General features: G+C 56.5%; 13 protein-coding genes. 10 read left to right on the top strand and 3 right to left on the bottom strand.

Annotated elements, in window-relative coordinates:
• Positions 1-32: 32 nt before the first annotated feature.
• From ruvX to KW808_RS08815, 3 genes are read left to right on the top strand one after another with little or no spacing between them, the layout of a single operon-like run.
• Positions 33-581, top strand: coding sequence for a Holliday junction resolvase RuvX (gene ruvX / locus KW808_RS08825; protein ID WP_003862169.1), 549 nt, complete (start codon positions 33-35; stop codon positions 579-581).
• Positions 578-1,747 (top strand): endolytic transglycosylase MltG, encoded by a 1,170-nt coding sequence (gene mltG, locus KW808_RS08820; RefSeq protein ID WP_003862171.1) that lies wholly within the window; start codon positions 578-580, stop codon positions 1,745-1,747. The genes ruvX and mltG overlap by 4 nt, the downstream gene beginning before the upstream one ends.
• Positions 1,748-1,763: 16 nt before the next feature.
• Positions 1,764-2,594, top strand: a complete 831-nt coding sequence (locus KW808_RS08815) for a shikimate dehydrogenase (protein WP_003862173.1) — start codon at positions 1,764-1,766, stop codon at positions 2,592-2,594.
• A 27-nt stretch (positions 2,595-2,621) separates the two neighbouring features.
• Here KW808_RS08815 and KW808_RS08810 read toward each other — a convergent pair whose 3' ends face one another.
• The 3 genes from KW808_RS08810 to KW808_RS08800 are packed head-to-tail and all read right to left on the bottom strand — an operon-like array spanning position 2,622 to position 5,423.
• Positions 2,622-3,377 (bottom strand): ABC transporter ATP-binding protein, encoded by a 756-nt coding sequence (locus KW808_RS08810; RefSeq protein ID WP_003862174.1) that lies wholly within the window; start codon positions 3,375-3,377, stop codon positions 2,622-2,624.
• A complete protein-coding gene (locus KW808_RS08805; protein ID WP_003862176.1) occupies positions 3,374-4,333 on the bottom strand; it encodes an ABC transporter substrate-binding protein in 960 nt (319 codons plus the stop codon). The genes KW808_RS08810 and KW808_RS08805 overlap by 4 nt, the downstream gene beginning before the upstream one ends.
• Before the next feature lie 13 nt (positions 4,334-4,346).
• Positions 4,347-5,423: a FecCD family ABC transporter permease gene (locus KW808_RS08800; protein ID WP_003862193.1), complete on the bottom strand. Its 1,077-nt coding sequence runs from the start codon at positions 5,421-5,423 to the stop codon at positions 4,347-4,349.
• Between the two features lie 54 nt (positions 5,424-5,477).
• Between KW808_RS08800 and KW808_RS08795 the strand changes: the two genes are divergently transcribed.
• The 7 genes from KW808_RS08795 (at position 5,478) to efp (ending at position 11,074) form a co-directional block, all read left to right on the top strand.
• A complete protein-coding gene (locus KW808_RS08795) occupies positions 5,478-5,783 on the top strand; it encodes an ArsR/SmtB family transcription factor (RefSeq protein ID WP_003862194.1) in 306 nt (101 codons plus the stop codon).
• 38 nt (positions 5,784-5,821) lie between these two features.
• On the top strand, positions 5,822-6,235 hold the full coding sequence (locus KW808_RS08790) for a prepilin peptidase (RefSeq protein WP_003862195.1): 414 nt from the start codon (positions 5,822-5,824) through the stop codon (positions 6,233-6,235).
• A gap of 78 nt (positions 6,236-6,313) precedes the next feature.
• Positions 6,314-7,537, top strand: a complete 1,224-nt coding sequence (gene aroC, locus KW808_RS08785) for a chorismate synthase (RefSeq protein WP_003862196.1) — start codon at positions 6,314-6,316, stop codon at positions 7,535-7,537.
• Positions 7,527-8,099 carry a shikimate kinase gene (locus KW808_RS08780; protein WP_003855969.1) on the top strand — a complete coding sequence of 191 codons (573 nt, stop codon included), beginning with the start codon at positions 7,527-7,529 and terminating at the stop codon, positions 8,097-8,099. Before aroC ends, KW808_RS08780 begins: the two co-directional genes overlap by 11 nt.
• Positions 8,100-8,170: 71 nt before the next feature.
• Positions 8,171-9,268 (top strand): 3-dehydroquinate synthase, encoded by a 1,098-nt coding sequence (aroB, locus tag KW808_RS08775; RefSeq protein ID WP_003862197.1) that lies wholly within the window; start codon positions 8,171-8,173, stop codon positions 9,266-9,268.
• Between the two features lie 66 nt (positions 9,269-9,334).
• Positions 9,335-10,426 (top strand): aminopeptidase P family protein, encoded by a 1,092-nt coding sequence (locus tag KW808_RS08770; protein ID WP_003862198.1) that lies wholly within the window; start codon positions 9,335-9,337, stop codon positions 10,424-10,426.
• Positions 10,427-10,510: 84 nt separating this feature from the next.
• Positions 10,511-11,074: an elongation factor P gene (gene efp / locus KW808_RS08765; RefSeq protein ID WP_003855973.1), complete on the top strand. Its 564-nt coding sequence runs from the start codon at positions 10,511-10,513 to the stop codon at positions 11,072-11,074.
• Positions 11,075-11,134: the final 60 nt, after the last annotated feature.

Raw genomic sequence — 11,134 nt, 5'->3', positions numbered from 1 at the left:
ACTAAACAATGGAAAGGTAAGCGGGTTTTTCTATGAAGGTTTCCGCCGATTCACCCGGTCACGATGATCCAGGCCCAGGCCGGCGCCTTGGCTTAGATGTCGGCACCGTGCGCATCGGAGTGGCAGCCTCTGACCGCGATGCCAAGCTTGCCATGCCTGTGGAAACCGTTCCGCGGGAAACTGGATTCAAAGGGCCAGACCTGGCCGATATTGATCGGTTGGTCGCCATCGTTGAGGAATATAACGCCGTGGAAGTCATTGTTGGTCTACCCACAGATCTGCAGGGAAATGGCTCCGCCAGTGTGAAGCATGCAAAGGAAATTGCTTTCCGCGTCCGTCGGCGCCTCACCAATGCTGGAAAGAACATTCCGGTACGGCTTGGCGACGAACGCCTCACCACCGTCGTTGCCACCCAAGCCTTGCGGGCTTCAGGCGTCAGCGAAAAAGCGGGACGTAAAGTTATTGATCAAGCTGCCGCAGTAGAAATCCTTCAAACCTGGTTGGATGCTCGCACCCGAGCCCTTGAACCACAATCCACAGACACCCAAGATTTCGACGAGAAGGGAAATTTCCCAGGATGAACCAAATCCGAAACCGCCGGATGGAGCCAGTCTACGTAAAGCGACGCCAACGGTTTATTGCCGTGACGATCGCTTCACTCATCCTCATTATCGGTGCCATTATCTATATCGGTGTAGCCACCTCAAACCGGACGCCACATGACTATGAAGGCTCCGGAAACGGTGTGGTTCAGCTGGTCGAAATCCCTGAAGGTTCCTCCATATCAGAGCTCGGCCCAGAGTTGGAAGAGCGCGATATCGTGGCCACCAACTCAGCGTTCCAAACAGCGGCCAGCAACAACCCCAATGCGGGTAGTGTGCAGCCAGGTTTTTACCGCCTGCAGGAACAAATGAATGCAGCAGCTGCAGTGTCGGCTTTGCTTGATCCAGACAACCAGGTTGATCTCCTCGACATTCACGGCGGCGCCACCTTGATGGACGTCACTGTTGTTGGTGGAAACACCCGCGCGGGAATCTACTCCCAGATCGCAGCCGTGACCTGCACCGAAGGCTCCGCCAACTGCATCACCGCTGAGGATTTGCAGCAGGTTGCCTCCACCGTGTCGCCTGCAGAATTGGGTGTCCCAGATTGGGCAATCGCTGCTGTGGAAGCTCGCGGAACTGATCCAAAGCGCCTCGAAGGTCTGATAATGCCTGGCCAATACGTGGTGGATCCATCCAACGACGCCCAGGGAATCCTCACCGATCTGATCACGCGATCAGCAAACCATTTCCAAGAAACCGACATCACGGGCCGTGCAGATGCCATTGGACTTACTCCATATGAGCTGCTCACCGCAGCATCCCTGATCGAGCGCGAAGCACCAGCAGGAGATTTTGATAAGGTCGCCCGCGTCATCTTGAACCGTCTCGCCGAGCCAATGCAGCTGCAATTCGACTCCACCGTCAACTACGGTCTGTCTGAACAAGAAGTAGCAACCACCGACGAAGACCGTCAGACCGTCACCCCATGGAACACTTACGCCATGGACGGCCTGCCACAAACCCCCATCGCCGCAGTATCCACCGAAGCACTCCAAGCCATGGAAAACCCTGCAGAAGGAACCTGGCTGTACTTTGTCACCATCGACACCGATGGAACCACCGTGTTCAACGACACCTTCGAAGAGCACGAAGCCGACATTGAGCAAGCTTTGAACAGTGGCGTTCTAGACAGCAACCGATAAGGATCAACGAATAAAATTGGGTTCTCACATCACTCACCGGGCGGCCGTACTCGGCTCACCCATCGAGCATTCCAAATCCCCAGTCCTCCACAACACCGGCTATAAAGCCCTCGGACTGGACCAATGGGAATACGACCGCTTTGAGTGCACCGGCGACATGCTCCCCGGAATCGTCTCCGGCGCTGATGAAACCTACCGCGGATTCTCCGTCACCATGCCGTCCAAATTCGCAGCCCTCGAATTCGCCGACGAAGTAACCGAACGCGCCCGCGCCATCGGCTCCGCAAACACACTTCTGCGCACCGAAACCGGATGGCGCGCAGACAACACCGACGTCGACGGCATCAGGGGAGCCCTCGGTGAACTCCTCGGCGGCGCATCACTGTCCGGCAAACACGCCATCGTCATCGGCTCCGGCGGCACCGCACGTCCCGCCATCTGGGCACTCATCGAAGCCGGGGTCGCCCGCATCACGGTGCTCAACCGCTCCGATCGCACCGCCGAACTGCAAACGCTTTTCGACGAAACCCCCACCACCTTGGCCTACGCCCCGCTCGAGCATCTCCACATCGAAGCCGACGTCGTAGTCTCTACAGTGCCCTCCGCAGCAATCGCAGGCCTCGAAGACACCCTTGCGATCGCCCCAGTCCTCGACGTCATCTACGACCCCTGGCCAACACCACTCGTAGAAGTCACACGAGCCAAAGGCCTCAAAGCTGTCGGAGGCCACGTCATGCTGGCACACCAGTCCTACGGACAGTTTGAACAATTCACCGGAATGGATGCACCCCGCGATGCCATGCGTGAAGCTTTGGAAGAGTCTTTAGGCATCTCAGAAGAACACTAAGTCCCCGCCACCTCCTCAACAAAACTCCTAGTGACGCTTGAACCGAAGGTGGACTTCATCGCCTAGGTCAAAGCGCTCAACACGAACGCAATACACAGGTTCCAAATACTCTGGGGTCAATACCTCTGAGGGCGTTCCTTGAGTAACCACACGTCCTTGGTCAAGGAGGATGATGTGGTCGCTGTAGGCAGCTGCGAGGTTGAGGTCGTGGAGGACGATGATGGAACTTGAGCTGAGTTCGCGGACGAGGTGGAGGACTTCGTGCTGGTAGCGGATGTCGAGGTGGTTGGTGGGTTCGTCGAGCAGGATGTGTGTGGCGTTTTGTACGAGTGCTCGTGCGATGAGGACGCGTTGGCGTTCACCGCCTGAAAGTGCGCCGAATTGTCGGTCGGCCAGGTGAATGGCGCCGACTCGGGTGAGTGCTTCCTTAACGAGTAACTGATCAGCTTGAGAGTTGCCGGCAAACATCTTTTGGTGGGGGAGTCTGCCTAGTAAGACCAGGTCAGCGACGGTCATGGGGAGGTCGGAGTCATGTTCTTGGATGACTACGGCCATGGTTTTTGCGATGTCCTTGCGGTGCAAGCTTATTAGTGGAACGCCATCTACGTGGATGTGCCCTTCATTTGGTTGCAGTGCTCCGTATAGTGCACGCAGCAGGGTGGTTTTGCCACTGCCGTTGGGGCCGACCAAGCTGACGGTGCCGTGTGCAGGTAGATGGAGGGTGACGTCATCGATGACGATGTTGTCGCCAAAACTGTGGCGTAGGTGTGTGGCCTCGATCATGGGTGGGTTTCCACAAAGTCGATGATTTTTTCTAGGCCATCGACGGCCAGCGGGGTTGGGGGTTCGGCAAAGTTCATGAGTATGGGCAGCACTTTGTTCTCACTCAGAGCAGTGAGTGCGCTGGACCCTTGGAGATTGCCCACCTCTGCGAGGATGTCTGAAGGGGAACCGTCGCTGTGTAAAACGATGATGTAGTCGGGGTTTCGGGAGATCAGTTCTTCTGCCGTGACCTCAAAGACGCGTTCGGATTGGTCTGCGAAAACGTTGGTCAGGCCTGCTTCGGCAACAAGTGGGTTGGCCATGGATCCGCGGCCGTATGCGTAGGTGACTCCGCCGCCGATGGTGGGGTAGAGCACCGCCACAGTTTTTCCGGAGTCAGTAACCCGCGAGGATACTTCAGAAACACGTTCCTTCAACGTTGCAATGTATGCGTCTGCTTCTGTCGAGCGATCAAAAATGGTGCCATAGGTGGAGATTTGTGACCAGACATCATCAAAACTCACCTCGCCGTCGATGCTGCCACAGAATGCTGGTTCCTCCACGACCGGGATGTTCGAGGATGCCATGGATGCGCGGTTGATGGTGTCAGTTTCGCCGAAAACAATGTCTGGGTTGGCGGCAACAACGACTTCTTTCGAGATCAACACGTGTCCGCTGGCGTCGATCTTGTTGGACAGCGTTGGGATGTCCGTGACTCGTTCCGATAAATCGGCGTCGTAATACCCAGCTGGGAAGGCACCAGCTTTGGCCACCACGCGATCCAAAACACCTAAAGCATCAAGCGTGGGTACGGCGGCGCTTTTCATCAAGGCGATCTGTGATGGTGGACTATCAAAATTCACCACCGAGCCACAGTTTTCAACGGTTATCCCTTGACTTTCCACCACATCACTTGAGGAGCATGCAGCTAAACCTCCTGTCAGGAAGGCAACCAGGGGAAGGGCTAATTTACGCATAATTCCTTAAAAATCAGTAGGTGTGCATCCGGCGAACCAGAATCAGGAGGAAGGGTGCTCCGATGAGTGCGGTGATGATGCCGATGGGAATTTCTTGGGGTGCAAGCAGGGTTCGGGCGGCGATATCTGCCCAGATGAGCAAAATTGCGCCCATTAACGCGGAAACAGGGAGCATCAGGCGGTGTGTGCCACCGACAAAACGCCTGGCCAAGTGGGGGATAACAAGGCCGATGAATCCGATGCTGCCAGCCATGGCAACCATGGATCCCACCAGCAGGCAGGTGATCACCAGGAGGAGAATGCGGAGGCGATCAGGGGATACTCCCAAGGTTAGTGCGGTTTCATCGCCGGAGTTTAAGGCATCCAATTGCGGACCCAACACCATGAGCAACGCCAGGGCAATGCCCACGATGAGGAAGATGATCGCCATCGGCCCATTCCATGCGGCAAGTCCTAAGGATCCAAGCAGCCAGAACATCACGGAGCGGCTGCCTTCGGCGGAGTCGGAGGAGAAGATGAGAAAGCTTGTTGCCGCAGAAAGCATGTATCCGATCGCTACGCCGGACATCAACAAGCGGGTCGAGGAGATGCGCCCCGCTGCGCGAGCCACGAAGAAGATCAATCCGGAAGCTGCCATTGCGCCGAAAAATGCGCTGCCTTGGAGGGCGTAATCGCCAAATCCAGCTCCCACACCGAACAAGAGGGCAGCAGCCGCTCCGCAACTGGCACCTGAGTTCACCCCGAGGATATAGGGGTCTGCCAGCATGTTTCGGACCAGTACTTGCATGATGGCACCTGCCAGGGCAAGGCCTGCGCCCACAATGGCAGCGAGCAAGACGCGTGGGGTGCGGATGTCCCAAATGATGGCGTCGGCAGTGTCGGAGCCACCGAGCTCAGTGCCAAAAAGATGGTGGCTAATTACGGTCCACGTGGAAAACACTGAGGTCCCGGATGCACCGATGAGCACGCCAACAAACATGGAGGCAATTAGCACCACAGTCAGTGCCAGTGTCCAGTTGATTGCTTTGCACCGACTAGCATTGAGTCCAAGTTCTTGGAAACTCGTGTGTGTGCGGGCGGAAAGAAGCATGAGAAAACACTAACACTCAAATGATCATTTGACTATTAGCGAAAGAAATTACCAATGGAGCATCAACCTCATCTCCTACAGCTCGCCGATGAGTGGGCGCCAACATTCAAAATGCTCGGCGATCGCACGCGCCTCCGCCTCCTCATCGCGCTGCATTATCACGGCCCCGGCGAAGCCACCGTCTCAGAGCTCGCGGACATCGTCGGCGTCACCCTGCCCACGGCCTCCGCCGCGCTCCAACTGCTCGCAGATAACGGAGTGGTCGAGTCCTTCAAGGAGGGGAGGGTGACAAGATATAAGCTTGTCGACGCCACGACCCACACCTTGCTTCACCATCTCGGGGGCACCCACCGACATTAAAGGGAACCAAATAGCGCTCGCTGCAGTCCAACCAAGATATGGGAATTTTTCTAGTTGGGTTGTGGTGCGCAGTCTTGGCTGTCATCGATATAAAATGCCGGCGCCTGCCCGATGTGCTCACCCTTCCTGGTGCACTGTTAATTAATTTATGGGCATTGACTACTCATCCGCAGTGGATGCTCGGCGGGCTTTTTTGGGCGGGGATTTATTTCCTCACGGCAGTGCTGGTGGGAGGAATTGGTGGGGGAGATATCAAGTTGGCTCTCGGTTTGGGGACAGCCGTAGCAGCCTTGGGAATGCAGGCGCTCATGGTGGCAATTGTGGGATCATCGTTAATTTCTGTCTTACTGGGTGGAATTTTTGCGGCTGTTAAAGGGGTGAAAAGGCCCAAATTTATTCCCCATGGTCCAAGTATGGTTATCGCTAGTGCCTGCAGTTATGTCGCTTTTTGACGTCGAAAAGCAATTTTAAAAAGCCCTTGGGGTGGGCTGGATACGTCTTCTGCGGCCTTTCGTGCGATAATGCTAGGCATGCTTCGATGGACTACAGCAGGTGAATCCCACGGCCAGGCGCTTATCGCCACGGTTGAACACATGCCAGCAGGCGTGCCCGTGACTAAAGATGAGGTCTCGTATCAATTGGCGCGCCGACGCCTTGGATATGGTCGCGGCGCTCGCATGAAGTTTGAGCAAGACGCGTTGACCTTCCTCACCGGCATCCGCCACGGCCTCACTTTGGGTAGCCCCATCTCAATCATGATCGGCAACACTGAGTGGGATAAGTGGACCACCATCATGTCCTCTGACGCTTTGGACATGGAAGACCCAGACAACATTGCGGCGATGTCTTCGGGTCGCGGTGCAAAGCTGACTCGTCCTCGTCCAGGCCACGCTGATTACGCAGGCATGCTCAAGTACGGATTCGATGATGCCCGCAACGTGCTGGAGCGTTCTTCAGCCCGTGAGACTGCAGCTCGCGTGGCAGCAGCGACCGTTGCTCGTTCCTTCCTCCGTGAAACCTTGGGCGTGGAGGTGCTCTCCCACGTAATTTCCATTGGTGCGTCCGAGCCTTACACTGGCGCGGAGCCAACCTTTGCAGATATTCAGGCGATCGATGATTCCCCGGTTCGTGCATTCGGTAAAGACGCCGAAGCGTCCATGATCGCGGAAATCGAGGCCGCAAAGAAAGCCGGCGATACCCTCGGTGGCATCGTGGAAGTGATTGTTGAAGGCCTGCCCATCGGTTTGGGCTCACACATTTCTGGCGAAGATCGCCTCGATGCGCAGATCGCAGCTGCACTCATGGGCATTCAGGCCATCAAGGGCGTGGAAATCGGTGACGGTTTCGAAGAAGCTCGTCGACGTGGCTCCGAAGCCCACGATGAAGTGTTCCTGGATGACAAAGGCGTATACCGCAACACCAACCGTGCAGGTGGCCTCGAAGGCGGCATGACCAACGGTGAAACCCTGCGCGTTCGTGCTGGCATGAAGCCAATTTCTACTGTGCCTCGCGCCCTGAAAACCATTGATATGGAAAACGGCAAGGCAGCAACCGGAATCCACCAGCGTTCCGACGTGTGCGCTGTTCCAGCCGCCGGTGTCGTTGCAGAAGCAATGGTCACCTTGGTTCTTGCTCGCGCAGTCCTGCAGAAATTCGGCGGTGACTCCCTGAGCGAAACCAAGAGCAACATTGACACCTACCTCAAAAACATTGAGGAACGAATGAAATTCGAAGGTTTAGAGGATGGAGCGTAATGAAGTGAATGATCAAATTCACTTAGATCATCAATCAGATGACACCTCTGAATGCTCCTGCCCGATCGTGGTTCTTGTGGGTTTGCCAGGAGCTGGAAAATCCACCATTGGACGTCGATTGGCGCGCGCCTTAAACACTGAACTCGTCGACTCCGACGAACTGATTGAGCGCGCCACCGGAAAAGCCTGTGGCGCCGTGTTCAGCGAGCTCGGCGAGCCAGCCTTCCGCGAGCTCGAGGCCATCCACGTAGCCGAAGCACTGAAATCCTCCGGAGTGGTGAGCTTGGGAGGCGGATCTGTGCTGACAGAATCCACCCGTGAACTGCTCAAAGGTCACGACGTGGTCTGGATCGACGTGCCAGTAGAAGAAGGCATCAGGCGCACCGCAAACGAGCGTTCCCGCCCCGTGCTGCAAGCCGCCGACCCCGCCGAGCACTACCGCAACCTGGTGAAAGTGCGCACCCCGTTGTACGAAGAGGTGGCAACCTACCGACTTCGCACCAACAACCGCAGCCCCCAGCAAGTGGTGGCAGCAGTGTTGCATCATCTAGAAATCGATTAATTAAACCGGGCACCTGATTAACATTGGGCTGCCCGGTTTCTTCCTATTACAAGCGAAAGGCAACGTGCCCCATGAGCGCAGCGCAGATTTTCAACACCGTCCACGTCAATGGATCTTCCCCCTATGATGTCCACATTGGTTCCGGCCTCAACGAGCTCATTGTTCAGCGCGCAGCGGAATCAGGCGCGGAGCAGGTAGCGATTTTGCACCAGCCCAGCATGGATGACATTGCATCCGAGTTGGATGCAGCACTAGTCGCTGCTGGTTTGAAGGTCCTGCACCTTAATGTTCCCGATGCGGAAAACGGCAAGTCCTTGGAAGTAGCGGGGCAGTGCTGGGATGAATTGGGTGGCGCAGCATTCGGTCGCCGCGATATCGTCATCGGACTTGGTGGCGGTGCTGCCACAGATCTCGCGGGATTCGTTGCTGCTGCGTGGATGCGTGGCGTGCGCGTCATTCAGGTTCCAACCACCTTGTTGGCCATGGTGGACGCTGCGGTGGGCGGCAAGACTGGCATCAATACCGCCGCAGGCAAGAACCTTGTGGGCGCGTTCCACGAGCCTGACGCAGTATTCATTGACACCGATCGCCTAGCCACCCTGCCTGACGCGGAAATCATCGCGGGATCCGCCGAAATCATCAAAACTGGTTTCATCGCCGACCCAGAAATCCTGCGCCTTTACGAAACTGATCCCGCAGCCTGCCTGAAGAAAGAAGTCGAAGGCTCCCACCTGCCTGAACTGATTTGGCGCTCCGTCACCGTCAAGGGCTCCGTGGTCGGCCAAGACCTCAAAGAATCTAGCCTGCGCGAAATCCTCAACTACGGACACACCTTTGCCCACGCCGTCGAACTCCGCGAAAACTTCCGCTGGCGCCACGGCAATGCCGTTGCAGTGGGCATGATGTTCATCGCCAACCTCTCCCACAAGCTCGGGCTTATCGACGCGCCCCTCCTCGAGCGCCACCGCTCAATCCTGGCGGCCATCGGTCTGCCCACTTCCTACGAAGGCGGAGCCTTCGACGAGCTTTACGACGGCATGACCCGCGACAAGAAAAACCGCGACGGCAACATCCGCTTCGTCGCACTGACCGCCGTGGGCGAGGTTACCCGCATTGAGGGGCCCTCAAAACAAGATTTACAGAGTGCTTATGAGGCAATCAGCCACTAAGTGTTGAGTAATCTACTAGTTTGGACTAGAAGTTACCCACTTTCAGTGAATTTTTAAGGAGAGAACATGGCTTTGGCTGATACCCGCTTTGCCACTCGTCGTCGCGCACTTGCCGCAAAACTGGCAGCTCAACGGATCGACTCAATTTTGGTGACAAGCCCCATCCATGTTCGCTATCTCAGCGGATTCACCGGCTCCAACGGCGCACTGATCGTGAACAAAGATCTGTCCGCGCAGATCTGCACCGACAGTCGCTACACCACCCAGATCGCAGAAGAAGTCCCGGACATCGAGGCGCTGATTGAGCGTGCCTCGGCAACGGCGCTGCTAGCGCAGGTCGAAGGGCCGCGTCGTATAGCAATCGAAGCCGCACAAACCACCCTGGACCAGCTAGACAGCCTGCGTGAAGCAACCCAGGAAGACGTCGAGCTGATCCCCGTGTCAGGTGTTGTGGAATCCATTCGCCTGACCAAAGACAGCTTCGAATTAGACCGCCTCCGCGATGTCGCAGCACTGGCCTCCCAAGCATTCGAAGACTTACTTGCAGCAGGAGAACTCGCCGAAGGCCGATCAGAGCGCCAAGTTGCGGCAGATCTGGAATACCGCATGCGCATGTTGGGAGCAGAACGCCCCAGCTTCGACACCATCGTGGCCTCTGGACCTAACTCCGCGAAACCACACCACGGCGCAGGCGATCGCATCCTCCAGCGTGGCGACTTAGTCACCATCGACTTCGGCGCACACGCGCGCGGATTCAACTCCGATATGACCCGCACCCTCGTCATGGGCGAAGTAGGGGAGTTCGAAGCAGAAATCTACGACATCGTCCTGCGCTCCCAACTCGCTGGTGTTGAAGCAGCCTACTCTGGCGCCAACCTCTTCGACATCGACGCAGCGTGCCGCAAAGTCATCGAAGACGCAGGCTACGGCGAATACTTCGTGCACTCCACCGGCCACGGCATCGGACTTGAAGTCCACGAAGCCCCAAGCGCATCCAAAACCTCACAAGGAGTCCTAGAAACCGGCTCCACACTGACCATCGAACCCGGAATTTACGTCCCCGGAAAGGGCGGCGTACGCATCGAAGACACCCTGATTATTACCTCAGGAGCACCGGAAATCATCACCAAGGTGAGTAAGGACCTCATCGTGGTGTAATCTAGGTGAGCTAATCGGTCTGCGCGTTTTTCAAGCACTTTGCGCAGACCCCCATCCACGTAATCCACGAGGGAGATCACATCCGTGGCAACTACCGCTGATTTCAAGAACGGTCTAGTTCTCAAGAACGAAGGCAAGCTGCAGCAGATCATCGAGTTCCAGCACGTCAAGCCAGGCAAGGGCCCAGCATTCGTGCGAACCAAACTCAAGGACGTCGTGACCGGCAAGACCATCGACAAGACCTGGAACGCAGGCGTCAAGGTTGAAACCGCAACCGTCGACCGCCGCGATGTCACCTACTTGTACAACGACGGCACTTCCTTCATCGTCATGGATGACAAGACTTTCGAGCAGTACGAGCTGTCCCCAGACGCATTCGGCGACGCTGGTCGCTTCCTACTTGAAAACATGCGCGTTCAGGTCTCCTTCCACGAAGGTGAGGCACTCTTCGGCGAACTCCCAGTATCTGTCGACCTCCGCGTCGAGCACACCGATCCAGGCCTGCAGGGCGACCGCTCCACCGGCGGCACCAAGCCAGCAACCCTCGAGACCGGCGCTGAAATCCAGGTCCCACTGTTCATCGAGACCGGAAACGTACTCAAGGTAGACACCCGCGACGGTTCCTACCTCTCCCGCGTTAACAACTAAGATTCTTAAAACTTTTAAGAATCAGCCAGAAACATTTTGATTGAACAGGAACAAAGAGAA

The sequence above is a fragment of the [Brevibacterium] flavum genome, assembly GCF_019317305.1.
Taxonomy (GTDB): Bacteria; Actinomycetota; Actinomycetes; order Mycobacteriales; family Mycobacteriaceae; genus Corynebacterium; species Corynebacterium glutamicum.
Note: the sequence above shows the minus strand (reverse complement) of the source record. Positions and strands in the feature narration are given on the sequence as shown.

Bases quoted from the DNA above. Each gene is read 5' to 3' on its own strand.
- ruvX (WP_003862169.1), top strand. From the start codon at position 33: ATGAAGGTTTCCGCCGATTCACCCGGTCACGATGATCCAGGCCCAGGC.
- mltG (WP_003862171.1), top strand. From the start codon at position 578: ATGAACCAAATCCGAAACCGCCGGATGGAGCCAGTCTACGTAAAGCGA.
- KW808_RS08810 (WP_003862174.1), bottom strand. From the start codon at position 3,377: ATGATCGAGGCCACACACCTACGCCACAGTTTTGGCGACAACATCGTC.
- KW808_RS08805 (WP_003862176.1), bottom strand. From the start codon at position 4,333: ATGCGTAAATTAGCCCTTCCCCTGGTTGCCTTCCTGACAGGAGGTTTA.
- KW808_RS08800 (WP_003862193.1), bottom strand. From the start codon at position 5,423: ATGCTTCTTTCCGCCCGCACACACACGAGTTTCCAAGAACTTGGACTC.
- KW808_RS08795 (WP_003862194.1), top strand. From the start codon at position 5,478: ATGGAGCATCAACCTCATCTCCTACAGCTCGCCGATGAGTGGGCGCCA.
- KW808_RS08790 (WP_003862195.1), top strand. From the start codon at position 5,822: ATGGGAATTTTTCTAGTTGGGTTGTGGTGCGCAGTCTTGGCTGTCATC.
- aroC (WP_003862196.1), top strand. From the start codon at position 6,314: ATGCTTCGATGGACTACAGCAGGTGAATCCCACGGCCAGGCGCTTATC.
- KW808_RS08780 (WP_003855969.1), top strand. From the start codon at position 7,527: ATGGAGCGTAATGAAGTGAATGATCAAATTCACTTAGATCATCAATCA.
- aroB (WP_003862197.1), top strand. From the start codon at position 8,171: ATGAGCGCAGCGCAGATTTTCAACACCGTCCACGTCAATGGATCTTCC.
- KW808_RS08770 (WP_003862198.1), top strand. From the start codon at position 9,335: ATGGCTTTGGCTGATACCCGCTTTGCCACTCGTCGTCGCGCACTTGCC.